The organism is Prauserella muralis, from assembly GCF_003202285.1.
Classification (GTDB): domain Bacteria; phylum Actinomycetota; class Actinomycetes; order Mycobacteriales; family Pseudonocardiaceae; genus Prauserella_B; species Prauserella_B muralis.
Genome location: NZ_MASW01000005.1, coordinates 212832 through 237394, shown reverse-complemented (window position 1 = coordinate 237394; position 24563 = coordinate 212832). Strand labels below are relative to the sequence as shown.

Genomic DNA, 24563 nt, shown 5'->3' with positions numbered 1-24563 from the left:
ATGCTCGAGGTGAACGGCCTGTCCAAGACCTACGGCGAGGGTGAGCGCACCACCCGCGCGCTGGCGGAGCTGAGCTTCACCGTGGCCGAGGGCGAGTTCGTCTGCGTGGTCGGCCCCTCGGGCTGCGGCAAGACGACACTGCTGCGGTGCATGGCGGGCCTGCTGCCCCCGACGTCGGGCAGTGTCAGCCTGCGCGGGCACGTCGTGGCCGGGCCGCCGGAGCAGGTGGGCTTCGTGTTCCAGGAGTACAGCCGCTCCCTGATGCCGTGGCTGTCGGTGCGCGACAACATCGCGCTGCCTCTGCGGCACAAGCGCCTCGGCAAGGCCGAGCGCACCCGGCTGGTGGAGGAGGCCGTGGAGTCGGTGGGGCTGACCGGGTTCATCGACCACTTCCCGTGGGAGCTCTCCGGCGGCATGCAGCAGCGGGTCGCGATCGCGCGGGCGCTGGCCTACGAGCCGGAGATCCTGCTCATGGACGAGCCGTTCGCCTCCGTGGACGCCCAGACCCGCGCCGACCTGGAGGACCTGGTGCTGCGCGTGCGCAAGGACTACGGCGTGACCGTGGTGTTCGTGACCCACGACATCGACGAGGCGGTGTATCTCGGTGACCGGGTGGTGGTGCTGACCCAGCCGCCGACGACGGTGCAGGAGGTGCTCGCGGTGAACCTGCCCGAGCCCCGGGACCAGGTGGAGACCAAGGAGCTGCCGGAGTTCGCCCACCTGCGGGCCCACGTGTTCCGGGCGATCAAGCGCAGGCAGGAGCTGCGCCCCGCCACCTGACCGCGAGTCCTGCGCTCAGGCCCGCGAGTCCTGCGCTCAGGGCCGCGAGTTCTGCGCTCAGGCCCGCGAGTCCTGCGCTCAGGCCCGCGAGTCCTGCGCTCAGGGCCGCTCGGCCCCGCTGATCGTCACCGTCTTCACCTGGGTGTAGTCGCGCACGGCGTCGGCGCCCATGGTGCGCCCGTAGCCGCTGTTCTTGTAGCCGCCGAACGGCGCGCCGATGACCCCGAACGAGCCGGAGGTGTTCACCGCCACCTGCCCCGCCTCGATGCCCCGGGCCAGCCGGGCCGCCCGGCCCACGTCGGCGGTCCACACCGACGCCGCGAGCCCGTACGGCGTGCCGTTGGCCACCTCCAGCGCCTGCGCCTCGTCGTCGACCGCGATGACCGCCAGCACCGGGCCGAAGATCTCCTCCTGCGCGATCCGCATGCCGGGCTCCACGTCGCTGAAGATCGTCGGCTCGACGAAGTGCCCACGGTCGTAGGGGGCTCCGGTGATCTTGCGCCCGCCCAGCACCAGGTGCGCGCCCTCCTTCTGCCCGATCTCCAGGTAGTCCAGCACCCTGGCTTCCTGCTTGCCGTTGATGAGCGGGCCCATGTCCACGTTCTCGTCCCAGCGGCCCACCCGTACCTTCGCGAAGCCCTCGGCGAGCGCCCGCACCACCTCGTCGTGCCTGCTGCGCTCCACCACGACCCGCGAGCCCGCCGCGCACACCTGCCCGGTGTTGAGCGTGATGCTGCGGACCATCGCCGGCACCGCACGCGTCAGGTCCGCGTCGTGCAGCACCAGCTGTGGCGACTTGCCGCCGAGCTCCAGATGCAGCGGGGTGAGGTTCTCGGCGCACGCCGCCATCACCGACGCGCCGGTGCGCGGCGAGCCGGTGAAGCTCATCCGCCGCACGTCCGGGTGCGCGGGCAGCGCCGCGCCCGCCTCCTGGCCGTAGCCGGTGACGACGTTGACCACACCGGGCGGGATGCCGGCCTCCAGCGCCAGCCGCGCCAGCACGAGCACGGCCAGCGGCGCGTCCTCGGCCGGTTTGACGACGATCGTGTTGCCCGCCGCGATGGCGGGCGCCACGTCGTTGACGAACATCGGCGCCGGCGCGTTCCACGGGATGATGCTGCCGACCACCCCGTACGGCTCGCGCAGCGTCAGGGCCAGGTCGTCGGAGCTGTGCGTCGGCAGCGACAACCCGGACACCTTGTCGGTCTGGCCCGCGATGAACACCAGCATCCGACGCAGGGGCGAGGGCCCCCAGTGGGGCCTGCCGACCTCCATCGACTCCAGCGTGTCGAGGTCCCGCTCGTGCCTGCCGACCAGCTCGGCCCACCGGTACAGCAGATCGGCGCGCACGGCGGGGCTGGTGTCGCGCCAGCGCGGGAACGCCTCGGCCGCGGCGCGCACCGCGTCGGCGATGTCGGCGGCCCCGCCGCGCGGCACACGCAGCAGCGGTTCCTGGGTGGCGGGGTTGAGCACGTCGATCGTCTCGCCGCTGCGCGCGGGGACCCATTCGCCGCCGATCAGCTGGGTGTCGTCGGTCAGCAGTTCCGCGATGTTCATGTGTCGGCTCCCCGTGGACGGCCTCGTGGCCTGCTCATCGTCCGAGCAGCGCACGACGGCCACAAGGTCGCTTCCACACCACGGAAGCGGCCTGCTCAGTCCATTGTGGATGCCAGTGCGCGGGAGATGCGGCGGGCGGTGGTGACGACGGCGGGCACGATGGTGTGCTGTTTCCAGCCTCCCGCGGGCGGTTTCTCGCTGCCGCGCGGGGCGAACCCCTCGGTGGGCACCACCACGCCGACCGCGGACACGACCTCGCCGTCCGGGCCGTGGATCGGGCTGGCGATCGCCACCGCGCCGGGCGTGATCTGCCCTTCGGTGATGGCGACCTTGGTGCGCTTGACGTCGGCGAGCACGCGCCGCAGCGTGCGCGAGTCGCAGATCGTCTTGCCGGTGAAGCGCTGCAGCGGGCCGCTGAGCACCTGCTCCTGCACGTCGTAGCCCGCGAAGGCCAGCAGCACCAGGCCGGTGCCGGTGGCGTGCAGCGGCCACCGCCCGCCGATCTTGCTCAGCAGCTCCACACCGCCCGGCGCGTGCAGCCGCTCCACGTAGACGACCTCGAGACCGGCGCGCACGGCCAGGTGCACGTTCTCCCTGGTGGCGGCGTGCAGGTCCATGAGGTACGGCATCGCGACCTCGCGCAGCTCCAGGCCCCGCGTGGACGACGCCGCGAGCTCGAGCACGCGGATGCCGATGCGGTACTGCCGCTCGTCGCGTTCGAGCGCGCCCCACTCGGTGAGCTCACCGACGAGCCGGTGCGTGGTGGTCAGCGACAGACCGGCGCGCCTGCTGATGTCGGTGAGCGACAGCGGCGCGCCCCCGGAGGAGGAGAACGCCGACAGCACGGCCAGCACCCGGGCGCAGGCGGTCTGCTTCTGCTCCTTGGCCTTCCCGACCGGAGAAAGGGCCTCGGACTGTACGTACACCGGTCCAGCCGTCACCGCGTCCTCCCGTGCTCCACTGCAAAGGCGACTCCGTCATCGTGACGCACATTTGTGACGTCCGTCAACATTGAGTCCGGAGAGCGGACGGGCACCCTCGGTGACGGCGCGAGCCCTAACCTGCGACTTTCTCCAGGTAGGCCTGCGCCTTGTCGGCCTCGAAGAACCAGTCGGCCAGATCCGCCGGGTTGTTCATCCCGTTGGCGAACCGGTCGGCGACCGTCTGGTTCGTCTGCGCCGTGCCCAGGATCGCCTGCACGTGCTCGAGCGGTGGCTCCAGCATCCGGTTGGTGAACTTCGTGACCCACTGGGCGTGCTCCCAGTACGCCTCGAAGGTGGCACGCATCCAGTCCCGGTCGAACGGCGCCTCGCCCCGCGCCAGGATGCCCTCGAGGTAGTACTGGGCGCAGCGGGCCGCGTTGTTGGAGCCCTGCCCGGTCACCGGGTCGTTGGCCACGACCACGTCGGCCATGCCCAGCACCGGGTATCCGGACGGCAGCTCACCGACGGGGTGCCGCACCACCGGCGTGTAGCCACCGACCAGCGTGCCGCGCGCGTCGGTCAGCTCCGCTTCGCGGAACCGCTCGTACTCCCACGGCACGTGCTCGCGCAGCAGCTCCAGGTGCCGTTGCCACTGCTGCTGCGGGCCGGGCCGGTCGCCGAACGCGTCGAAAGGGCCGCCGGGGATGCCCGACAGGTAGACGATGTCGCACGCCCCGCTCAGCGTGTAGCCGGGAATGTTGATGTTCTCGCCGATGCCCGGGATGATGTTCACCCACACGTCGACCGAGCCGGGCGGGCGTTCCGGCCGCTGCCTGGCTCCGTGCACATAGGACACCGAGAGCGCGCGCTGTGGCCTGGTGTAGGTGGAACGCTCCGCGTCACGGTCGAACAGCTGCACCAGCTCGCCCTTGCCCGCGGCGACGATCGTCAGCTCGTACATGCGCGCGAGGCCGTTGAGGTCGGCCGTGGTGACGCCGTGGATGATGACCCTGCCGCCGCGCTGCTCGAACAGCTCCAGCCACGCGGCCATCTTGACGCGCTGGTCCACCGACTGGGCGGGACCGGGCCACTCGCCCGCCCAGTTGAGCGCGCGCTCGCCGTTCTCCCCGGCCAACGACAGACCCTGGTGGGTGATCGCCGGCGCCACGTCGTCCCACAGGTTCAGCTCGTGGGATCGTTCGATCGTCAGCGCGTCGTGGAACATGCACTGCGTCGACATCACCCGCGCGGCCCGGATCTCGTCGGGCGTGCGGGCCGACATCATCGTGACGTCGTAGCCGTGGGCCTGCAGAGTGAGGGCCAGCTGCAGGCCGGACTGGCCCGACCCCACGATCAGGATCTTGCGCATGAAGCGTCTTTCCCCTTAGTGATTCAGTTGTGTCAGCGCGACACACTGGCCAGGTACGCGGCCGCCTTCTCCGGGTCGAGGAACCAGTGCTGGAAGTCCGAGGGATCGGTGAAGCCGTTGGCGAACCGCCTGGCCACCGCCTCGTTGGTCTGTGCTGCCCCCAGGATCTGCAGCACGTGCTCCGGTGGCGGCTGCAGCATCGCGTTCGTCCACTGTGTCACGTGCTGGGCGTAGTCCCAGTACCGTTCGAACGTGTCGGTCATCCACTCCCGGTCGTACGGCTTGTCGCCGCGCTCCAGGATGGAATCCAGGTACACGGCCGCGCACTTGGCCGCGTTGTTGGAACCCTGGCCGGTGATCGGGTCGTTGGCCACCACCACGTCGGCCATGCCGAGCACCGTGCCACCCGAGGGCAGCTCACCCACCGGATGCCGCACCACCGGCGTGTAGCCACCCGCCAGCGTGGCGCGGTCGTCGGTGAGCTCCACCCCGTGGCACCGCTCGTACTCCCACGGCAGGTACTGGCGGATGAAGCCGAGCAGGCGGTCCAGGTGCTCCTGCGGCCCCGGCCGGTCGTCCCAGCAGTCGAGCGGACCGCCGGGGATGCCCTCGAAGAACAGGATGTCGCAGTTGCCGCTGAGCGTGTACGCCGGGATCATGAACAGCTCGCCGACGCCGGGGATGATGTTGAACCGCACGGCGGCGAAGTCCGGGTGTTCGGGGCGTGGTGCGAGGCCGTGCACGTAGGCCAGCGACAGCGCACGCTGCGGGCTCGTGTACGGCGAACGCCGCGGGTCGCGGTCGAACAGCTGCACCAGCTCGCCCTTGCCCGCCGAGACGATCACCAGATCGTACATCGTGGACAGTGCGTCGAGGTCCGCGGTGGTGACGCCGTGGATGATGACCCGGCCTCCGCGCTGTTCCAGCAGTTCCAGCCAGCCCGCCATCTTCACGCGCTGGTCCACCGACTGCGCGTAGTTCTCCAGGCGGCTCACCCAGTCCATGGCCCTGCTGCCGTCGGGGCCCGCGATCGACACGCCGAGCCCCTCCACCCGCACGGTCTGCTCCTCCCACAGGTTCAGCCCGTGATCGCGCTCGTGCTGCAGCGCGTCGTGGAACATGCACTGCGTGGACAGGACCCGGCCCTTGCGGATCTCCTCCGGCGTGCGCGCCGACATCACCGTGACGTCGTAGTCGTGCTCCCGCAACGTCAATGCGAGCTGCAGACCCGACTGCCCCGCACCGACGATGAGGATCCTAGGCATGTGCGCGTACCCTTCCCGGCTCCGACAGTTCCGCGAGCGACAACGTATACGTGACCAGTTCACGTAACGCCTGCGCGGTGGAGGCCGGATCACGGGCGTCACAGGTGATCAGCGGAACGTCCGGGCTCAGTGCCAGCGCGTCGCGGACCTCGTCCAGATCGTGCGCCAGCTCGCCGTCGAAACAGTTGACCGCGACGATGAACGGCAGGTCCGAGTCGTTCTCGAAGTAGTTGATGGCCGCGAACGACTGGTCGATCCTGCGGGTGTCGACGAGCACGATCGCGCCGAGCGCACCGCGGGAGAGGTCGTCCCACAGGAACCAGAACCGCGCCTGCCCGGGCGTGCCGAACAGGTACAGCAGCAAGTCCGAGTGCAGCGTGATCCTGCCGAAGTCCATCGCGACGGTGGTGGTCGACTTGGTGCCGTCGGGCGGGACGTCGTCGACGCCGGTACCGGCCTCGGTCATCCAGGCCTCGGTGTTGAGCGGCGGAACCTCCGAGACCGAGCCGACGAACGTCGTCTTGCCGACCCCGAACCCGCCCGCGATGACGATCTTCGCGGACACCGTGAGCAGGCCGGCGTCGGTCTCTCCTTCGGAGGGCACGGCCGCTGGCTCAGACCGGTAGCCGCTTGAGTCCATCGAGGATCCTCTCGAGTACGTTCACGTCGTGCTGGTACGCGTGCGCGGTGGGGTGGATGTAGATCGCCCCCTGCGTCGCCAGGTCGCTGACCAGGACGCGGACCACGCCGAGCGGGATGGTCAGCAGCACCGACAGCTCGGCGATCGACACGCGCGTGCGCGCCCGCTCGTACAGCATCCGTGACTCCGGCATCAGGGAGTCACTCAGGCTGGGATCATAGTTCGGCACGGAGATCAGCGTCTCGACCAGCAGGTCGTACCGCGGCCTTGTCCGGCCCCCGGTCAGCGCGTACGGCCGGATGCGCTTGCTGCGCATCTTCGGCTGTGACGCCGACGAGTTCTCATTGGACACTGGGATCACATCCTCGCCCCGTCAGGCCTGCGCCCGCCGGGCCGTCAGCACGCGTCGCAGGTCGGCACGGATCTCGGGAGTCAGCGCATGGCCGGCGTTGGTGACGAACTGGGTCATCTCGTAGGCGACGACCTTCATGTCGCAGTCCGGGCCGGTGAGCACCGCGAGCCCCGCTCCGGCCCCGATGCCCATGAACAGGAAGTACCCGTGGGTGAGCCGGATGATGATCTGCTCGCACGTGCCCTTGTCGAACAGCGTCGCGCTGTTGCGGGCGAGGCTGAGCAGCCCGCTGGCGATGGCGGCGAGCTGCTCGGCGTCCTCGTTGCTCACCGCGTCCGACGCGGTGAGCGGGAACCCGTCGGACGACATGATCAGCGCATGGGTGACACCGTGGACCTTGCGGACGAAATCGTTGATCAGCCAGGAGAAGTTCTGGGTCTGGGTGTTGTCGATGTCGGGTGTCACTGCTTTCCTTCAGAGCTGGGGTCCGCTTCACCACTGCTGAGCTGCTGCCCGTCCTTCGCCGCCTGCTCGCCGTCGCTGAAGGCGTCGAGGTCGGCGAGAAGCTGGTCGTGGCCCGCCGTGTCGGGCTCGTCCTGCTCCCCGGTGGGTGCGGAGGCGGCGTCGCGCGCCTGCTCTCCGGACGGGCTCTTGAGGCTACGGGAGACGCGGCGCGGCAGGCCGCTGGGTGTCGTCCCGCCGACCGTGGGCGGTGCCGGGGCGGGCCTGCGCCGGGGCATCGCCTCCGTGGCGGTGGCCGCCTTGCCGGGGTTGCGGCGCGGCAGCTCCCCGCTCACGCTGCCGGGCTGCGCGTCGTCGAAGAGCCCTTGCTGCCCGTCGTCGGCGGGTGGCGCCGCCTGCTCCGGCACCGCGCCGGCCACCGGCCGGGTGCCCTGGGCGAAGACGACGGTCTGGGTGCCGGACCAGCTCGCCTCGGGCAGCTCCGCCACCAGCGACGAGGGCACGAGCACGGTCGCGGTGGTGCCGTGCGGCACCCTGCGGTCGAGTGAGACGCGCATGTCGTGCCGCCCGGCGAGCCTGCGCACCACGGCGAGTCCCATGTGCCGCACGGCGTCGTCGTCGAGCACGGGCGCGTGCGAGAGCCGGTCGTTGAGCTCCCGCAGTCGTTCCGGGGGAAGGCCGATGCCCTCGTCCTCGATGCGGACCAGCACGCTGCCGTGCTCGGTCAGATGGGCGCTGACGCGCACCGGCGAGTTCGGCGGCGACTGGTTGGCCGCGTTGTCGAGCAGTTCGGCGAGCAGCCTGCTGAGGTCCTCCGCGGCGAAGCCGACCACGCCGAGCGACACGACGCGGCCGATGGTGATCCGCGAGTACTGGTCGATCGACGACATCGCGGCCCGCACCGTGTCGACCAGCGAGGACGTGCCCGCCGCGGTGTCGCTGGCGTCACGGCCCGCGAGCACGCGCAGGTTCTCCGCGTTGCGGCGCAACCGGGTGGCGAGGTGGTCGAGGCGGTACAGCTGACCGAGCCGCCGCTCGTCCTCCTCCTTGTTCTCCATCTCCTCCAGCTGCGACAGCAGGGAGTCGACCAGGTTCAGGTCGCGCAGCGCGATGCTGGCGCAGATGTCGACCAGCGCCTCCTCGGGCGCGCCCCGCTCCGGCTGTCCGGCGTCGGCCTGCCCGGCCCCCGCGGGTGCGGCAGGCGCCGCCTCGATGGCCCTGCGCACCGGCGGCGCGTGCCCCGGTGGGTCGAGGAACTGTGCGGCCGCGACCCGGGAACGGTCGAGCAGCACTCGTGAGCGGTCCAGCAGCTCGCGCGCTCTTGCCCGCCTCGCCATGCAGTTCACTACTTTCTCGTCGCGTACGGGCCTGGTGGATCGGTCACCCCCTGACCGACGCAGGCTATGCAAGCAGACAAGCCCTCGCTTGTCCACAACCGGTCCGCGTTTCGTCGCTGCGCGTCACCCCGGGTTCTCTTCTCCGTCAACGGATCCTGCGGAAACGTCCGGAATGCCGTCGCCGTCGGCATCGAGGTTCTCGGCCTCGCACGCCTTGCGGTGCACGCGGTCGCGGGCTCGCAGGATCACCGCGGCGATGCCGATCGCGACCAGACTTCCCGCGAGGACACCGACTTTGACGTGCTCGTCGCGTTCGCTGCCCTGCCCGAAGGCCAGCTCCCCCACCAGCAACGACACCGTGAAGCCGATGCCGCCGAGCACGGCCACACCGGCGACGTCGATCCACGCCAGCGGCGGCGGCAGCCGCAGCTTCGTGATCCTGGCCATCAGGTAGGTGGCGCCGAGGATGCCGATCGTCTTGCCCGCCACGAGTCCCACGATGATGCCGAGTGCGACGCTGTCGCCCAGCGCGGCGGCGACACCGCTGAGCCCGCCGAGGCCCACCCCGGCGGCCAGCAGCGCGAACACCGGCACCGCGAACCCGGCCGACAGCGGCCGGAACCGGTGCTCGAAGTGCTCGGCGAGGCCGGGCCCCTCCCCGTGGCGGCGCAGCACCGGAACCGCGAATCCCAGCAGCACGCCGGCGACCGTCGCGTACACACCCGAGGCGTGCACGAGCGCCCACACCGTCACCGCCAGTGGCAGCAGCAGAAACCACGAACGGACGCGCCGCTGGACCAGATAGGTGAACAGCGCCAGCGGAATCGTCGCCAGCAGCAACGGAACGAACACGAGCTCGTCGGTGTAGTAGACCGCGATGATCATGATCGCGATGAGGTCGTCCACCACCGCGAGCGTGAGCAGGAACGTCCGCAGCGCCGAGGGCAGGTTGCGGCCGATCACCGCGAGCACGGCGAGCGCGAAGGCGATGTCGGTGGCGGTCGGCACCGCCCAGCCCTCGAGCGCGTCGCCACCCGCGCCGGCGTTGAACGCGACGAAAATCACGGCCGGGGCGACGACCCCGGCGCACGCGGCGACCACGGGCACCAGCGCCCGCCGGGGATCGCGCAGGTCACCGGCGACGAACTCGCGTTTGAGCTCCAGCCCCGCGACGAAGAAGAAGATCGCCAGCAGCCCGTCGGCCGCCCACTCGGCCGGGGTCAGGCTCAGGTGCAGCGCCTCGGGCCCGATCCGCACCTCGTGCAGGGCCTCGTAGGCCTCCGACCACGGAGAGTTCGCCCAGATCAGCGCGGCGACCGCCGCCGCGAGCAGCAACGCTCCCCCGACGGTCTCCCTGCGGAGCAGCTCGGCGAGACGCCGCCGCTCCGGCCAGGACCATGATCCGAGCAGGACCTGGATTCTGCTGTTCACGGGCGCCTTTCCGATGCGGAGACTCGGTGCACGGCCACCCTATCCGCGGACCGCGGCGGTCGCGGACGGTGACGCGCCGCGCACCCACCCTGCATCGACACGCCGTCGGCGCGCTTGGCAAGATACGGCCTCCGGGCGGAGCTTGCAGCTCGCGTGGGACGCGACCGTGGAAGGAACCTCAGTGAATTCCCAGACCGCGCAGGTCGACGACCTTCGGCTCGTCGCACTGCCCAGCGCCGTCAACTGCACCGACATGTTCGTGCACTTCTCGCTCATCGAGTGGTCGCTCGCGGACATGCGGGACGACGCGGTGGACGCCGCGCGGCAGCTCGTGGAGGCCGTGGTCGACAGCACCGACTCCCGTGCCCCCGGCTTCGTCACGGTGCGGCTGCGCATCGCGGGCGAGTGCCTGGTGGTGGAGGTGGAGGACGACCAGGTGGCCCGTGCCCACTCCGGCGCGCCACGGCTGGAGGGCAGGCGCACCGGTGCCGTCCCGCTGGAGGGCAGAGGCAAGCTGGTGTGGTGCGAGCTGCCGCTGCCGACGGGCGTGACCGCGGACTCGGTGCGGCTGCCGCACCGGGGCGAGCGGCGCAGGCAGGTGCCCGAGCCCGCGCCCGAGCAGGCCCGGCCTCCGCAGCCGCAGCAGCACGGGCGGCATCAGGCCGGTCCGGACCCGGATCTGGTCGACCGCGTGCTGGTGGGCCTCAAACGCCGGGAGTGGTGACCGCCCAGCCGCCTCTAGGGTCGGGGTGTGTCCACCGCATCCTTCTACGATCTGTGCCGCCGTCGCCGGGACGTCCGCGCCGAGTTCACCGGGGCTCCGATCGGCGACGACGTGCTGCATCGCGTCCTGTCCGCCGCCCATGCCGCGCCGAGTGTCGGGCTGAGCCAGCCGTGGGACTTCGTCCTCGTGCGCGACGAGGCGACGCGCCGCCGGTTCCGCGACCACGTGCTCGCCGAGCGCGACACCTTCGCCGCGCAGCTGGACGGTGAGCGCGCCACGACGTTCTCGCGGATCAAGGTCGAGGGCATCCTCTCCTCGACCCTGTCGATCGTGGTCACCTACGACCCGCGGCGCGGCTCCCCCGCCGTGCTCGGCAGGCACGCGATCGCCGACGCGGGCCTGTACTCGGTGTGCCTGGCGATCCAGAACCTCTGGCTGGCCGCGACCGCCGAGGACCTCGGCGTCGGCTGGGTCAGCTTCTACCGGGAGGACTTCCTGCGCGAGCTGCTCGGCATCCCGGCCGCGGTGCGGCCGGTCGCGTGGCTGTGCGTCGGGCCGGTGACGCACCTGGAGCAGGTCCCGGACCTGGAGCGGCACGGCTGGCGGGAACGGCTGCCGCTGGAGGCCGTCGTCCACGCCGAGCGCTACCCGTCCTGAACCCGCGCCGCGACATCGAGCACGGCCTCGGCGCAGCGGTCGACGTCGGCCTCGGTGGTCGAGTGGTTGGACACCGCGATGCGCAGGTAGCGCCTGCCGCGCCACGTGGTGCCGCCGAGCCAGCACGTGCCGTCGCGCTGCACGCCCTCCACGACCCGGTCGGTGCGCGCGTCGTCGCCGAAGCGCGCCAGCACCTGGTTGAGCACCACGTCGTTGCCGATCTCGGCGCCCCCGGCGGCCAGCGCGCCGGCGAACCGGCGCGCGAGCCGGCAGCACCGGTCGACCAGCTCGGCGACGCCGTCGCGGCCCAGCTCCCGCAGCGCGGCCCAGACGGCGAAGCCCCGCGCGCGGCGCGAGGACTCCGGCGTGAAGTCGGCCAGCGCGGCGCTGCCGCCGGAGCCGACGAGATAGGCCGCGCTGTAGGACATGGCCGCCGCGTGCGCCTCGGGCCGCGCGCAGAACGCGAAGCCGGAGTCGTAGGGCACGTTGAGCCATTTGTGCCCGTCGCAGGCCCACGAGTCGGCCAGCTCCACGCCGTCGACGAGCGCCGCGGTGGCCGGGTTCGCCGCGGCCCACAGCCCGAACGCGCCGTCCACGTGTGCCCAGCCCCCGTGGGCGTGCACCAGCTCGCACGCCGCCCGCAGGTCGTCGCAGGCGCCGGTGTTGACGTTGCCCGCCTGCAGGCAGCAGATCAGCGGGCCGCTGCCGTCGCGCAGCACCCTGGCCAGGTCCTCGACGTCGATCGCACCGTTGGCACCCGCGCGCACCTGTTCGACCACCGCGGTGCCGAAGCCGAGCAGCCGCAGCGAGCGGTCGATCGTGGCGTGCCGCTCGGCGCTCGCCACGACGCGCACGCGCGGCGCACCGGCGAGGCCGTCCCGCTCCACGTCCCAGCCCGCATCGGCGAGCACCTGGTTCCGGGCCACGGCGAGCCCGACGGTGTTCGCGCCCTGGCCCCCGGTGACGAACCCGGCGGAGGCGGTGGCAGGAAGGCCGAGCAGCTGCTTCAGCCAGGTGCCCGCGCTCTCCTCGGCGGCGGCCGCCGCGGGCGAGAGCACCGGGTTGAAGGCGCACTGGTCCCAGCCCACGGCCAGCATGTCGGCGGCGGTCGCGGCGGGCAGCGCCCCGCCGGTGACGAACCCGAAGAACCGAGGCCCTGCGGTGGCCATCAGGCCCGGCGCCGCGGCGCGGTCGAGCTGGGCCAGCACCTCACCGGCCGGGGTCGGCGCCTGGGGCAACGGGCCGCCGAACGCCGTCCGCAGTGCCTCCCGGTCCACAGGCACCCCGACCGGGCGCTCGGCCAGCGTCTCCCGGTAGCGGGCCGCTCTCGCCGCCGCCTCGCTCAGCAACTCGCGCATCTCGCTCACGACCGCCGACCTTACGCATCCGCACCGCACCGACGCTCGCGGCGATCACCAGGGCGATGCCGAGGCTCTGCAGCGGGGAAAGGCCCTGCCGCAGCACGAGGAACCCGGCCAGCGCGGCCAGCGCCGGCTCCAGGCTCATGAGCACGGCGAACGTGGACGCGGCCAGTTTGCGCAGCGCCAGCAACTCGAGGGTGTAGGGCAGCATCGAGGACAGCACGGCCACCGCGGCGCCGAGCACCAGCGTCAGCGGGTCCAGCAGCGCCGCACCCGAGGCGGCCACGCCCAGCGGCAGCGTCGCCAGCCCGCCGATGACCAGGGCGAGCGCGACCCCGTCCGCCTTGGGGAACCGGCTGCCCACCCGCGCGCTGAGCACGATGTAGGTCGCCCACAGCACCCCGGCGCACAGCGCGAAGGCCACCCCGGCGCCGTCGAGCTCGGCGAAGCCGCCCCTGCCGAGCAGGAACACGCCGCCCAGTGCCAGCACCGCCCACAGCACGCTCATCGGCCTGCGGGAGGCGACCACCGAGAGCACCAGCGGGCCGAGCACCTCCAGCGTCACGGCCGGGCCCAGCGGGATCCGCTCGATCGCCTGGTAGAACAGCGTGTTCATGCCGGCGAGCGTGAGCCCAAACGCCGCCACTGCGGCCCAGTCGGCGCGCGAGTAGCCGCGCACGCGCGGCCGCAGCAGCAGGCAGAGCAGCACGGCCGCGAAGCCGAGCCGCAGCGTCACCACCCCGAGCGAGCCCGCGCGGTCGAACAGCAACGCGGCCACCGCCGCGCCGAACTGCAGCGACAGCGCACCGCCCAGCACCAGTGCCACCGAGCCCAGCGGCGCGCCGTGGCCCGGCGCGGAGACCGCGGGCCGTCCTGCCGTGTCCAGCTTCGCCATACCCGCGACACTAGAAAGGCCTCGCGCATCCGTGAAATGCCGATTCAGCTCGGGTTATGCTTGCCGGGCATGACCATTGAGCTGCGCCACTTCCGCTGCTTCCTCGCCATCGCCGAGGAGGGCAACGTCACGCGTGCCGCGCAGCGCCTGCACCTCACCCAGCCCGCGCTGTCGCGCACGCTGCGGCAGCTGGAGGACCGGCTGGGCGTGCGGCTGGTCGACCGCTCCACCCACCATCTGTCGCTGACCACCGAGGGCGTGGCGTTCCGCGACAAGGCGGCCGCCGTGGTGGCGGCGGCCGACGACGCCCTCGACGCCACCCGGCTCAGCCCGTGGCCGCTGCGGGTCGGGCACGCGTGGTCGGCGGCCGGCGGGCACACGGCCACGCTGCTGCGCCGCTGGGAACACGAGCACCCGGACACGCCGCTGGAGCTGATGCGCATCGACGAGCGCACCGCGGGCCTGGCCAGCGGCAAGGTGGACGCCGCGCTGCTGCGGGGCGAGTCCACCAGCGCGGACCTGGTCACCGAGCGGCTGCTGGTGGAGGACCGGCTCGCGGCCGTGCCCACCGGCAGCCCGCTCGCCGCCCGCGACTCGCTGATCCTGGCCGACCTCACCGGCCAGACGGTGGCCGTGAACCCCGTCTCCGGCACGACGACGCTGGAGCTGTGGCCGCCGGAGATCCGGCCCGCGCGGTCGCTGACGGTGGCCAACACCGACGACTGGCTGGCGGCCATCGCGGCCAGCAGGGCGGTGGGCGTCACCACATCGGCGACCGCGAGCATCCACCACTACCCAGGCGTGACGTACGTGCCGCTCACCGACGCTCCGGCGATTCCGCTGGTGCTGGCCTGGCGGCGCACGCGGGGCCATCCGGCGATCCCGGCGCTGGTGGCGCTGGCCCGCGAGGTCGTGGGCCCGCCGCGGCCGAGCCGAAGGTGACCTTGGGTGCATCCTGGGTACCCACGGTGCCCTTCGGCTCGCCGCCGGGTGGCTCACGACGCGGGTTCGGACAGGACCGCGCGGACGAGCTCCAGCGGATGGAGCGCCTGCCGGGTGGTGCCGTGCGCGATCTGCTGCCTGCACGACACGCCGGTGGCGGCCACGACCGTCGAGGCGGGTTCGGCCCGCACCGCGGGGAACAGCCGGTCCTGCCCCACTGTCATCGACAGGGCGTAGTGCTCGGCCTCGAAGCCGAACGAGCCCGCCATGCCGCAGCATCCGGCGTCGAGCTCGGCCACCTCCGCGCCCGGGATCCGGCGCAGCAACCCGACCGTGGCTGCCGTGCCGACCTCGGCCTTCTGGTGGCAGTGGCCGTGGAACAGGATGCGCCTTCCCGCGGGCCAGGTCCCGGAGTCCAGCGTGAGCCGTCCGGCGTCGATCGCCTCGGTGAGCACCTCTTCGACCTGGCGCACGCGCCCGGCGACCGCGCGCGCGGCCGGATCGTCCGGCAGCAGCGACAGTGTCTCGTCGCGCAGGGTTAGCACGCAGGACGGCTCGCAGCCGACGATCGGCGCCTCGCTCGCGGCGAGCAGCCCGACCAGCGCACCCGCCTTGCGCCGGGCGTCGTCGACGAGCCCCTTCGACAGGCTGGAGCGGCCACAGCAGCCGCGCGTGACCAGCCGCACGGCGTAGCCCGCGCGTTCCAGCAGCTCGACCGCGGCCCTGCCGACGGCGGGCTCGCTGTAGGTGGTGAAGGAGTCGGCCAGGAACAGGATCTCGCCGAGCGGCGCGGGCCGCGGTGTGGTGCGCCGCCTGCGGAACCAGGCGCCGAGACGCGCGCGCTCGAAGCGGGGCAGCGGGCGCGCCGCGGTGATGCCGAGCCGGCGTTCCAGCAGCCGCCGCACGGCGGGCACTTTTGCGGGCACATTGGACAGTGGTGCGGTGGCGGCGCCGAGCCGGTTGAGCGTGCGGATGGCTCCGAACACGCGCGAGCGCAGCGGTGTGCCGTGCACCTCGTGACGCTGGGCCAGCGCCTCGCTCTTGAGCGCGGCCATGTCGACGCCGAGCGGGCACTCGCTCTTGCATGCCTTGCACATCAGGCACGCGTCGAGCACCTCGTGCAGCCGCTCGTCGCCAAGTGCCGCGCGCGGGTCCGGTTCGGACAGTGCCTTGACGAGCGCGTTGGCCCGCCCTCGGGTGGAGTCCTCCTCGCGCAGGGTCGCCATGTAGGACGGGCACATCGCGCCGGTGGCGCTCTTGCGGCACAGGCCGATGTTCATGCACCGGTCGGCGGCCGCGCGCATGCCGCCCACCACCTCGAACGACAGCTTCGTGCGCAGCGGCCCCGGTTCCGGCAGCGCGGGGTCGCGCAGGTTGTCGGTCATCGGCGGGGCGTCCACGATCTTGCCGGGGTTGAGGATGCCGTGCGGGTCGAACAGACGCTTGACCTCGCGCATCGCCTCGTACAGCTCGTCTCCGAAGATCTCGCGGTTGAACTCGCTGCGCGCCAGGCCGTCGCCGTGCTCGCTCGAGTTCACGCCGCCGAAGGCGGTGACGAGGTCCTTGACCTCCTCGGCCACCGCGCGCATCGTCTCCACCTGGCCGGGTTTGGTGAGGTCCACGAACGGCCGGATGTGCAGGCAGCCCACCGAGCAGTGGCCGTAGAACCCGGCCCGCAGCTGGTGCCGCTCGAGGATCTCGGCGAAGCGGGCCGTGTACTCGGGCAGGTGGCGCGGGTCGACGGCGGTGTCCTCGACGAACGCGAGCGGGCGGTTGGCTCCGGTGCTGGCGGCCATGAGCAGGCCGAGGCTGGACTTGCGCACCTTGAGCAGCGACGCCTGCTGCTGCGCGGTGACGGCCTCCAGCGTGTGGTAGCCGTGCCCGTGCCTGCGCCACAGCGTGCTGAGTTTGCGCAGCCTGCCGAGCAGGTCGGCCTCGTCGTCGCCGCTGAAGCTGACGAACAGCAGCGCGTCGGGGTCGCCCTCGAGGATCGTGCCGAGGGAGGCGTACTCGATGCGTTCGCGGGAGAGGTCGAGGATCGTGCGGTCCATCAGCTCCACGGCGGCCGGGTCGCACGCCAGCGCGTCCTCGGTGGCGGCGATCGCCGCCTGGGTGGAGGTGAAGTGACCGACGGCGATCACCGTGTGCTGGGGCTTCGGGACGAGGTCGACGACGGCGCTGGTGCCGACCACGAGGGTGCCTTCGGCGCCGACCACGAACTTGGCGAGGTCGAACGGCGGTGGCCCGGCCAGCCGGTCGAGCCGGTAGCCGGTGGCGCGCCGCCAGAACGCCGGAAAGCCCTTCTCGATGGCGTCGCGGTGGGCCTGCACGAGCGCCGGCAGCTCCCGGTACAGCGCGCCCTCCAGCGTCGCGGCGCGCCCCCTGCGCGCCAGTTCGTCCTCGCCGACCGGCCCGAGCCGTGCGGTGGTGGCGTCGGAGAGCACCACGTCGAGACTGCGCACGTGGTCGATGGTCATGCCGTAGCGCACCGAGCCGCTGCCCGCGGAGTTGTTGCCGATCATGCCGCCCAGGGTGGCGCGGTTGCTGGTGGAGGTGTCCGGGCCGAACATCAGGCCGTGGGGCGCCGCGGCCCGGTTGAGCTGGTCCTGCACCACCCCCAGCTGGACGGTCGCGGTGCGCGACTCGGGGTCGAGGTCGGTGATGCGGGTGAGGTGGCGGGACAGGTCGAGCACGAGCCCGGCGCCGACGGTCTGGCCCGCGAGGCTCGTGCCCGCACCCCGGGGTACCACCGGAACCTCGTGGTCGCGGGCGGCCGCGACGGCGGCGGCGACGTCGTCGGCATCCCGGGGGAACACGACGCCGGCCGGCCGGATCGCGTACATGCTGGCGTCACGGGAGAAGAGGTGCCGCGTGTAGTCGTCGAAGGCCACCTCGCCCGCGACGTCGGCGCGCAGCCTGCGCTCAAGGTCGTCCATCAGGCGGTCTCCTTCCTGCCGAGCACGTCGAGTGCGGCGTTGATGCCGTGCTCGCCGACGGGCACACCGGCCAGGCGCAGCCCGAGCTGGACGCCGCCGAGCGTGCCGATGAGGGCGGCGTCGTTGAAGTGGCCGAGGTGGCCGATGCGGAACACCGTGCCCGCGAGCCTGCCGAGTCCCGCGCCGAGCGAGGTGTTGAAGCGGTCGAGGATGAGCTCGCGGATCGTTTCGGCGTCGTGCCCTTCGGGAACGACGACGGCGGTGAGCGCGGCGGAGTGCTCTCGCTCGTCGGCGCAGAGCACCTCCAGGCCCCAGCCGCGCACGGCGGCACGGGTGGCCTCGGCGTGGCGCCGGTGCCGGGCGAACACCTGGGGCAGTCCCTCGGTGTCGAGCAGCCGCAGTGCCTCCCGCAGGCCGTAGAGCAGGTTGGTGGCCGGTGTGCTGTGGAAGAAGCCGCGCCGGTTGGCTTCCAGGATCGGCTTCCAGTCCCAGTAGGACCGTGGCAGCCTGGCCGACTCGCGGGCGCGCAGCGCCTTGTCGCTGACGGCGTTGAAGCCAAGCCCCGGAGGCAGCATCAGGCCCTTCTGCGAGCAGGAGACCGTGACGTCCACGCCCCACTCGTCGTGCCGGTAGTCGATGGAGCCGAGCGAGGAGATGGTGTCCACCAGCAGCAGCGCGGGATGGCCCGCCTGGTCGAGGGCATTGCGGATCTCCGGGATCCGGCTCGTCACGCCGGTGGAGGTCTCGTTGTGTACGACGCAGACTGCCTTGACGGTGTGCTCGCGGTCGGCGGCGAGGCGCTCGGCGACCGTGTCCGGATCCACGCCGCGGCGCCAGTCCCCGGGCACGAAGTCGACCCGCAGCCCGAGCGCCTCGGCCATGTCCCGCCAGAGCGTCGCGAAGTGCCCGGTCTCGAAGGCCAGCACCCGATCGCCCGGGCTGAGCGTGTTGACGAGCGCGGCCTCCCAGGCCCCCGTGCCGGAGGAGGCGTAGACCACCACGGGGTTCGTGGTGCCGAAGACCGGCCCCAGACCATCCAGGACCTCGCGCGTGAGCCGGGCGAACTCCGGTCCTCTGTGGTCGATCGTGGGTGCGGCTATCGCGCGCAGCACCTCGTCGGGAACATTCGTGGGGCCGGGAATTTGCAGGAAGTGCCGGCCGATCGGCTGTGCTGCCATCGGATTCTCCACAGTCTATTCAGGACACTGGAACTGTCGGTGCCTTCTTGACGGGCACTGTGTCGCGCGCCATACTTTCCCGGTGCGAGACATCGCTTTCGCATTGCGGAATCTTTAATCTCCCAGTGCCCGCGAGCCAACGTCTGCCTCGAGGAGCCACATGTCCATAGAAATCTATTCGATCATCGGCCTGGTCCTCATCTTTCTGCTGGCGACCCTGCGCTCGGTGAACATGGGAGCGGTCGCCTTCCTTGGCACGTTCCTGATCGGCACGTTCATCTACGGCGAGTCGGAGGACGACCTGTTCTCCGGATTCCCCGGCGACCTCTTCGTCGTGCTCGTGGGCGTGACCATGCTGTTCGCCATCGCCAAGCACAACGGCACGGTCGACTGGCTCATCCACGCCGGAGTCCGCGCGGTGAAAGGCAGAATCGCGCTGATCCCGTGGGTGATGTTCACCGTCACCAGCCTGCTGACGATGGTCGGCGCGGTGGTCCCCGGCGCGGTGGCCATCATGGCGCCGATCGGGCTGAACTTCGCCACCCGCTACAAGATCAACCCGTTGCTGATGGGCCTGCTCATCATCAACGGCGCGAGCGCGGGCGGCTTCTCGCCGATCAGCATCTTCGGCAGCATCACCAACGGCGTGGTCGAACGCAGCGGGCTGCCAGGAAACCCGGTGCTGCTGTGGCTGAGTTCCTTTCTGTTCAACACCCTGCTCAGCGTGGTGGTGTTCTTCCTCTTCGGCGGCAAGCAGTTGCTGCGCAGGCGCATCGACACCAATGTCGCCGGGCCCGGCGACGAGGCCGCGGAAGGCGGCTCGCCCGGACCGGCGGGCGGCGGCACGCCGGTCCCCGCGGACGGCGGTGGCGGCACCGCCACGGCGACCCGGCCCGACGTCACGGCGGCAGGCACGGTCACCACGCTCAACAGCCAGCGCGCGATCACGCTCGCCGGGCTGGTGGTGCTCGCGGTCGGCGCGCTGGCACTGGAGTTCGACGTGGGCCTGCTGGCGCTGAGCATCGCGACGGTCATCTGCCTGCTCTCGCCGGGACAGACGAAGGGCTGCGTCGCGGAGGTGGCCTGGCCGACCGTGCTGCTGATCTGTGGCGTGGTCACCTACGTGGGGCTGATGGAACGCGCGGGAACCATCGAGTTCCTCGGCGACAGCGTCGCGGGCATCGGCGTGCCCCTGCTGGCGGCGTTCGTCATCTGCCTGATCGGCGGTGGCGTGTCGGCGTTCGCGTCCACGACCGGCATCCTGGGAGCGCTGATCCCGCTGGCCGTGCCGTTCCTGCAGACCGGCCAGGTCGGCGCGGTCGGCATGATCATCGCGCTGGCGATCTCCTCGTCGGTGGTGGACTCCTCCCCGTTCTCCACCAGCGGCGCGCTCGTGGTGGCGAGCAGCCCCGCCGAGGTGCGCGACCTGGTGTTCCGCAGGCTCATGGTCTGGGGCATGAGCATGATCGCCCTCGCCCCCATCCTGACGTGTGCGCTGTTCGTCGTGCCCGGCTGGCTCTGAGACTCGGACCGGCCGCCGGTGCCGCCCCCGGCGGCGCCGGCGGACCGCGGCGTCCCCGGCGGCTAGACTGCGGCCATGAGCGAGGGAATGCGCACCGTCCTCTCCGCCTTCCGGGTGCTGGAGGAGGTCGCCTACGCCCAGCCCGCCGGCGTCGGCGAGCTGGCTCGCAGGCTGCGGCTGCCCAAGAGCACCGTGCAGCGCGCCCTCCGGACACTGTGGACAGCCGGGTGGATCTGTCCCGACGGCGCCGAGGTGACCCGCTGGGTGCTGACCACCCGCGCCCTGCACATCGGGCAGCGCGCCATCGCCGACCTCAGCGTGCGTGACGCCGCCGCCGCCACGATGCAGGAGCTGCGCAGGGAGACCGGTGAGACCTCGCATCTGATGGTGCGCGAGGGCGACCGCGCCGTGCTCATCGAGCGGGTCGAGACCGACCACCCGATCCGCGCCGTCATCGCCCTCGGCAGCGCGGTGCCGCTGCACGGCTCCTCCAACGGCAAGGCCATGCTGGCCTGGCTCCCCCGGGAGCAGGTCGCCGAGATCCTGGGCGGGCGCCTGGAACGCTTCACCGGCAACACGATCGTCGACTGGGACGCCTTCCTCGCCGAGCTCGACCGCGTGCGGGAGCGCGGCTATGCGTCCAACGTCGGCGAGTGGCGCACCGACATCGCCGCCGTCGCCTCGCCGATCTTCGATCACAACGCCCAGCCGGTCGCCAGCATCTCCATCTCCGCGCCGGGCAGCAGGATGCCCGCCGGCACCCGGGAGTCCTACGGCGCGCTGGTGATCGAGGCCGCGCAGCGGATCAGCGCGACCCTCGGCTACCGCCGCCCGGCGTGAGCGCGCCACGGCGCGTCACCGCCCCTGCCACCGTGGACTGCGCTTCTCGGTGAACGCCGCGACACCTTCGGCGAAGTCCTCGCTGCCGTAGCACATCGCCACCAGGTCCTCGCCCGGCGGCAACGCGTGCTCGCGCAGCCTGCGGATGGCGACCTTGCTCGCGCGCATCGTCAGCGGCGCCTGCGCGGCCAGCTGGGCGCACAAGGCGCCGACCCTGTCGTCCACATCGGACGCCGCGACCACCTCGGAGGCGAGCCCGCACGCCGCGGCCGCCTCCGCGTCGGCGAATCCGGCCGTGTAGACGAGGTGGATCGCGCGCGCCGCGCCGACCAGCTGCACCAGGCGGGCGTAGGCCGCCATGGACAGGCAGTTGCCGACCGTGCGGGCGATGGGCAGGCCGAACTTCGCCGCCGGGGTGCAGATCCGCAGATCGCACGCCGCGGCGATGGAGAGCCCCCCACCGGTGGCGTAGCCGTCGATGACGGCGACGGTGGGCACGCGCACGTCCTCGAGCCGGGCCAGCACACCGTCGATGCGCGCCTCGTAGGCGTGGCCGTCGGCGGCGCCGGTGAAGTCGCGGAACTGGCCGATGTCGGTGCCCGCGACGAACGCCTTGCCGCCCGCGCCGCGCAACACCGCGACCCGGACGCGCTCGTCGGCGTCGACACGCTCGCAGAACTCGACGAGCCCGTCGTACATCTGCCACGTCATCGCGTTGCGGGCCTCGGGCCGGTTGAACGTCGCGGTCGCGACCGGCGGCGTGACGTCGATGAGCAGCTGGCCGGTCATCCGACGGCTCCCTGCCCGCGCAGTGCCGTGATCTCGTCGTCGGTGCAGCCCGCGGCCCGCAGCACCTCGTCGGTGTGCTCCCCGAGCCCGGGCGCCACCCGCCGGATGCGGCCCGGCGTGGCGGACAGCTTCACCGGGATGCCGAGCGAGCGGACCCTGCCCTCGACCGGATGGTCCAGCTCGACGACCATCTCGCGGGCGAGCGTGTGCTCATCGGAGCAGGACTGCCGGTAGTCGTGGATGGGCCCCGCGGGCACCCCCGCGGCGAGCAGTGCCTCGACCCACTCGGCGGTGTCACGCCGGGCGAGCGTGCGGCTCAGCTCGGCGGCCAGTTCCTCCCTGCGATGCACGCGGTCGGTGTTGGTGGCGAACCGCTCGTCGGCGAGCAGGTCGGTGCGCTCCAGCACCGTGCACAGCCGCTGCCAGAGCCGCTGGTTGTTGGCACCGATGGTGAGGTGTCCGTCGCGGGTGGGCAAAGCCTGGTACGGCGCGTTGACCCGGTGAGCCGAGCCGAGCCGCCGTGGCGCCTCGCCGGTGGCCCACAGCTCCGCGGTCTCCCAGACCGACAGTGCCAGCGCGGCGTCGTAGAGCGAGGTGTCCACCGCCTGGCCCTGACCGGTGACCTCGCGGGCGAGGCAGGCGCTCAGGATGCCCACCGCGCAGAACAGCCCCGCGGAGAGATCGGCGACGGGGACGCCGCATTTGACCGGCTCCGCGCCGGCGTCGCCGGTGACGCTCATGATGCCGGACATCGCCTGCGCGATGAGGTCGTAGCCGGGGCGCTGCGCGTACGGGCCGGTCTGCCCGAAACCGGAGATGGAGGCGTAGACGAGACGGTCGTTGACGCCGCGCAGCGTCTCGTAGTCGATGCCCAGCTTGGCGGCGACGCCGGGGCGGAAGCTCTCGACCACGACGTCGGCGGAGCGCACCAGCCGGTGGAACGCCTCCCGGCCCTGCTCGGTCTTGAGGTCGATCGCGACGCCGCGCTTGTTGCGGTTGACGGCGAGGAAGGCGGCGCTCTCGCCGTGCGGCAGCCGGTGCCCGGTGGCCGCACGGGTGGCGTCGCCGGAGCCCGGAGGCTCCACCTTGATGACGTCGGCGCCGAGGTCGCCGAGCAGCTGGCAGCAGTAGGGCCCGGCCATCACCTGGGTCAGGTCGAGGACCGTGAGGTGTTGCAGCGCGAACGCCATAGTTCTCCGCAATCCTCCGCAGGGTCTTCACAGCAGCTGTGCCGTTACACGGCACAGTCTTCGTGTTCCGGCACGAGCGTACGGGCGCGGCGAATCGCCGGTCAAGGGAGTCGCATCGCGCCGCCGGATGCTGGATCGTGGCGGCATGACGTTCGAGACCATGACGAGGAAGCGCCCCGCGGCCGGGGCCACCGCGGTGACGCTGGGCGGCAGGCGGATCCCCCTGCTCGACCGCGCGCGGATCTACGCCTGCGGCATCACCCCGTACGACGTGACGCATCTCGGTCACGCCGCCACGTTCGTCTGGGTCGACACCCTCACGCGGGCACTGCGCGCGCTCGGCGTCGAGCCGATCCTGTGCCGCAACGTCACCGACGTCGACGACGTGCTCGTGGAGGCCGCCAGGGCCGCCGGATCGCCCTACGACCACGTCGCGGCATTCCAGCAGTTCCGGTTCGAGGGCGACATGGCCGCGCTCGGCGTGCGCTCACCCGACTTCGAGCCGAGGGCGCACAGCTACATCGAGCCGGTCATCCGGCTCGCGGCGGCCCTGGTGGACAGCGGCGCGGCGTACGTGCGGGGCGGCAGCGTGTACTTCCGCGGCTCCGGCGTGGCCGAGCGCGCGGGCGTGACGCGGGAGGAGGCGCTGCTGCTGGCCGCCGAGTACGGAGGGCGGCCGGACGAGCAGGCCAAGGACGATCCGCTCGACGTGGCCGTGTGGCAGGCCGCCGAGCCGGGCTACCCGGCGTGGGACTCGCCGTGGGGGCCGGGGCGGCCAGGCTGGCACGCCGAGTGCGTGGCGATGTCGATGTCGGTGTTCGGTGTCGGCGTGGACGTGCACGCCGGCGGCGCCGACCTGCGCTTTCCGCACCACGCGTACCACTCGGCCATGGCGGAGGCCGTCACCGGCACGGCCCCGTACGCGCGGGCGTGGCTGCACGTGGGCACGGTGACCGCCGACGGCGTCAAGATGGCGAAGTCGGCGGGCAACCTCGTGCTGGTGGAACAGCTGCTCGCCACGCACCCCGCGCCGGTGCTGCGCCTGGCGATCACCGACAGGGCATGGGGCCAGAGCTGGGACTACTCCCCCGCGGTGCTCGACTCCGCCGCCACGCGGCTGGAGCAGTTGCACCGCGCGGCGGGCAGGCCCGTGCAGGCGAGCGAGGCCGAGATCGAGCGCCTGCGCGCACTGCTCGCCGACGACCTCAACGTGCCGGCCGCGCTGGACACCGCGATCGAGGCGGGCGGCAGCGCCGCCCGCCTGCTGACCGCCGCCCTCGGCCTGAGCTGACCCCGCGAGTCCTGCACCCACGCCCGCGAGTCCTGCACCCAGGCCCGCGAGTCCTGCGTCCAGGCCCGCCAGTCCCCGCCGCGGCGCAGACCTGGTCCGCGACGCACATCGTCCAACGCAGA

The 24563-nt window shown here is 72.0% G+C and carries 22 protein-coding genes; 7 read left to right on the top strand and 15 right to left on the bottom strand.

Annotation, left to right across the window (positions count from 1 at the left end; all coding sequences use genetic code 11):
* Window positions 1–780 carry an ABC transporter ATP-binding protein gene (locus BAY60_RS21785; protein ID WP_112282910.1) on the top strand — a complete coding sequence of 260 codons (780 nt, stop codon included), beginning with the start codon at window positions 1–3 and terminating at the stop codon, window positions 778–780.
* Window positions 781–879: 99 nt separating this feature from the next.
* Here the strand turns inward: BAY60_RS21785 and BAY60_RS21780 are convergent, their stop codons facing one another.
* The 9 genes from BAY60_RS21780 to nhaA form a co-directional block, all read right to left on the bottom strand.
* On the bottom strand, window positions 880–2337 hold the full coding sequence (locus tag BAY60_RS21780; protein WP_112282909.1) for an aldehyde dehydrogenase family protein: 1458 nt from the start codon (window positions 2335–2337) through the stop codon (window positions 880–882).
* 95 nt (window positions 2338–2432) lie between these two features.
* Window positions 2433–3278: an IclR family transcriptional regulator gene (locus BAY60_RS21775; protein ID WP_245992742.1), complete on the bottom strand. Its 846-nt coding sequence runs from the start codon at window positions 3276–3278 to the stop codon at window positions 2433–2435.
* A 115-nt stretch (window positions 3279–3393) separates the two neighbouring features.
* Window positions 3394–4629, bottom strand: a complete 1236-nt coding sequence (locus BAY60_RS21770) for a styrene monooxygenase/indole monooxygenase family protein (protein ID WP_112282907.1) — start codon at window positions 4627–4629, stop codon at window positions 3394–3396.
* Window positions 4630–4661: 32 nt separating this feature from the next.
* Window positions 4662–5894, bottom strand: coding sequence for a styrene monooxygenase/indole monooxygenase family protein (locus BAY60_RS21765; protein WP_112282906.1), 1233 nt, complete (start codon window positions 5892–5894; stop codon window positions 4662–4664).
* Complete coding sequence (locus BAY60_RS21760; protein ID WP_245992741.1) at window positions 5887–6534, bottom strand: GTP-binding protein; 648 nt, start codon at window positions 6532–6534, stop codon at window positions 5887–5889. The genes BAY60_RS21765 and BAY60_RS21760 overlap by 8 nt, the downstream gene beginning before the upstream one ends.
* Window positions 6509–6850, bottom strand: a complete 342-nt coding sequence (locus BAY60_RS21755) for a DUF742 domain-containing protein (protein ID WP_112283518.1) — start codon at window positions 6848–6850, stop codon at window positions 6509–6511. Before BAY60_RS21755 ends, BAY60_RS21760 begins: the two co-directional genes overlap by 26 nt.
* A 57-nt stretch (window positions 6851–6907) precedes the next feature.
* The gene (locus BAY60_RS21750; RefSeq protein ID WP_211330417.1) at window positions 6908–7351 is read right to left on the bottom strand and encodes a roadblock/LC7 domain-containing protein; all 444 of its coding nucleotides are present in this window, start codon (window positions 7349–7351) and stop codon (window positions 6908–6910) included.
* Window positions 7348–8685 (bottom strand): sensor histidine kinase, encoded by a 1338-nt coding sequence (locus BAY60_RS21745; RefSeq protein ID WP_112283515.1) that lies wholly within the window; start codon window positions 8683–8685, stop codon window positions 7348–7350. Before BAY60_RS21745 ends, BAY60_RS21750 begins: the two co-directional genes overlap by 4 nt.
* Before the next feature lie 123 nt (window positions 8686–8808).
* A complete protein-coding gene (gene nhaA, locus BAY60_RS21740; RefSeq protein ID WP_112282905.1) occupies window positions 8809–10116 on the bottom strand; it encodes a Na+/H+ antiporter NhaA in 1308 nt (435 codons plus the stop codon).
* A 181-nt stretch (window positions 10117–10297) separates the two neighbouring features.
* On the opposite strand from nhaA, the gene BAY60_RS21735 reads away from it, so the two are divergent.
* Both BAY60_RS21735 and bluB read left to right on the top strand, forming a co-directional pair.
* Complete coding sequence (locus BAY60_RS21735; protein ID WP_112282904.1) at window positions 10298–10840, top strand: ATP-binding protein; 543 nt, start codon at window positions 10298–10300, stop codon at window positions 10838–10840.
* A gap of 27 nt (window positions 10841–10867) precedes the next feature.
* Window positions 10868–11497, top strand: coding sequence for a 5,6-dimethylbenzimidazole synthase (gene bluB, locus BAY60_RS21730; RefSeq protein WP_112282903.1), 630 nt, complete (start codon window positions 10868–10870; stop codon window positions 11495–11497).
* Here bluB and BAY60_RS21725 read toward each other — a convergent pair.
* Entirely contained in the window at window positions 11485–12735 is a 1251-nt protein-coding gene (locus tag BAY60_RS21725; protein ID WP_170160544.1) for a pyridoxal phosphate-dependent decarboxylase family protein, read from the bottom strand. The genes bluB and BAY60_RS21725 overlap by 13 nt on opposite strands.
* Window positions 12707–13753, bottom strand: coding sequence for an EamA family transporter (locus BAY60_RS21720; RefSeq protein ID WP_170160504.1), 1047 nt, complete (start codon window positions 13751–13753; stop codon window positions 12707–12709). Before BAY60_RS21720 ends, BAY60_RS21725 begins: the two co-directional genes overlap by 29 nt.
* 69 nt (window positions 13754–13822) lie before the next feature.
* Between BAY60_RS21720 and BAY60_RS21715 the strand changes: the two genes are divergently transcribed.
* A complete protein-coding gene (locus tag BAY60_RS21715; protein WP_112282901.1) occupies window positions 13823–14695 on the top strand; it encodes a LysR family transcriptional regulator in 873 nt (290 codons plus the stop codon).
* Between the two features lie 53 nt (window positions 14696–14748).
* Here the strand turns inward: BAY60_RS21715 and BAY60_RS21710 are convergent, their stop codons facing one another.
* Window positions 14749–17631 carry an FAD-binding and (Fe-S)-binding domain-containing protein gene (locus BAY60_RS21710; RefSeq protein WP_112282900.1) on the bottom strand — a complete coding sequence of 961 codons (2883 nt, stop codon included), beginning with the start codon at window positions 17629–17631 and terminating at the stop codon, window positions 14749–14751.
* On the bottom strand, window positions 17631–18809 hold the full coding sequence (locus BAY60_RS21705) for a pyridoxal-phosphate-dependent aminotransferase family protein (protein WP_112282899.1): 1179 nt from the start codon (window positions 18807–18809) through the stop codon (window positions 17631–17633). Before BAY60_RS21705 ends, BAY60_RS21710 begins: the two co-directional genes overlap by 1 nt.
* Before the next feature lie 160 nt (window positions 18810–18969).
* On the opposite strand from BAY60_RS21705, the gene BAY60_RS21700 reads away from it, so the two are divergent.
* A complete protein-coding gene (locus BAY60_RS21700) occupies window positions 18970–20331 on the top strand; it encodes an SLC13 family permease (RefSeq protein ID WP_112282898.1) in 1362 nt (453 codons plus the stop codon).
* Window positions 20332–20406: 75 nt separating this feature from the next.
* Entirely contained in the window at window positions 20407–21171 is a 765-nt protein-coding gene (locus tag BAY60_RS21695; RefSeq protein WP_211330416.1) for an IclR family transcriptional regulator, read from the top strand.
* Between the two features lie 15 nt (window positions 21172–21186).
* Here BAY60_RS21695 and BAY60_RS21690 read toward each other — a convergent pair whose 3' ends face one another.
* Both BAY60_RS21690 and BAY60_RS21685 read right to left on the bottom strand, forming a co-directional pair.
* Entirely contained in the window at window positions 21187–21960 is a 774-nt protein-coding gene (locus BAY60_RS21690) for an enoyl-CoA hydratase/isomerase family protein (RefSeq protein WP_112282896.1), read from the bottom strand.
* Window positions 21957–23150 (bottom strand): CaiB/BaiF CoA transferase family protein, encoded by a 1194-nt coding sequence (locus BAY60_RS21685; protein WP_112282895.1) that lies wholly within the window; start codon window positions 23148–23150, stop codon window positions 21957–21959. The genes BAY60_RS21690 and BAY60_RS21685 overlap by 4 nt, the downstream gene beginning before the upstream one ends.
* Window positions 23151–23295: 145 nt before the next feature.
* Between BAY60_RS21685 and BAY60_RS21680 the strand changes: the two genes are divergently transcribed.
* Window positions 23296–24441, top strand: a complete 1146-nt coding sequence (locus BAY60_RS21680) for a class I tRNA ligase family protein (RefSeq protein ID WP_112283514.1) — start codon at window positions 23296–23298, stop codon at window positions 24439–24441.
* Window positions 24442–24563: the final 122 nt, after the last annotated feature.